2 protein-coding genes are annotated in these 1092 nt (G+C 50.8%); both read left to right on the forward strand.

The features are described 5' to 3' along the window. Positions 1 to 884 (forward strand): DUF6531 domain-containing protein (locus DXB00_RS16545; RefSeq protein WP_158581343.1); only part of this gene is annotated, 884 nt, incomplete at its 5' end. After that, a partial coding sequence (locus DXB00_RS16095) for a hypothetical protein (protein ID WP_147359233.1) occupies positions 881 to 1092 on the forward strand: 212 nt, incomplete at its 3' end. The genes DXB00_RS16545 and DXB00_RS16095, both read left to right, overlap by 4 nt.

The following is a 1092-nucleotide window of genomic DNA, read 5'->3' on the forward strand; positions in this document are numbered from 1 at the left end:
TGGAATTTGGGTATCAGCTTACGCAGTATGTGAATATCAATGTCTATGTCCGCAGTCCTTCGGACGATGGATTGAAGAAAGAATTTGTCGGCTCGATTGTAGAGAATTATCTGCTCTCCGGTGCAAACGATGTTAAAGCATGGCTTCCCGAAGATTCACCGGACACTATGGTATCGCCCTACACACCGGCTACAAAAACGGACGGCGGTTTGGTAGAACTGTCCGAGGACGGCATTTATCAAGCAGACAAGAACTTTGCCGGTGAAGATATTGAGCCGGTATCCATGATGAAGCACACGCTTATATGGGATGGCTCTCTCAATGGTATTCCGATTATCGGTCCGAACCTCGATGAAGATGTATTTTATCTGACCGTAGAAATTGAACCGCTCGGCAGACCGGATAAGAATGTCGAGTGTACCGGCAGTGATGACAGCCACACGCACGGTCAGAACTATACTTGGCCGCAGAAGCAGGAGAACGGCAAGAAAAAGTTTGCGGTCAGTACCGAACTGCTGGTAGACTACCGTGATTATGTTGTCGGTGAAGATGGCACGGCAGCATTCCTCATGCTGGAAGGCAGCTTGTCCGATGAAGTACGCAAGAAGCTGTACGAGCAGTTTGTCAGCGGCAGTCTGGCGTGCAATGAATTGACCGGTTTCCCCGAACTGGAAGGCTTGGTGCTGGACTACCAGAACCTTGACCCTGTAAACATGGTAACAGGTGCATACAACTTCATGTACGAGGACTTGAAGCTGGAAGGCATTATCCCGCTGACCTTCCTTCGTGTTTACAACTCGCGCTACGACAAGGGTGCGCTGGTACTGGCTTTACGCACAGCTATGACTATTCGCTCATCAATGACCGTGGTATTATCCGTGTGACAATGCCTGGCGGTGAGGAGCAAATCTTCCTTACGCTCCGTGGCGGCGGCTATGATTCTCTGGCAGACAGCGGCTTTGTTCTGGAAGATGCGGCAGGCGGCTACCGCATGACGCACGAGGACGGCGCAGCGTTCATTTTCTCGAATGACGGCAAGCTGCAAACCATCTCTAATCCCGATGGTACGCAGGTAGCACAGCTTACCTACAA

This window comes from Butyricicoccus sp. OF10-2, from assembly GCF_003481925.1.
Taxonomy (GTDB): Bacteria; Bacillota; Clostridia; order Oscillospirales; family Butyricicoccaceae; genus Agathobaculum; species Agathobaculum butyriciproducens.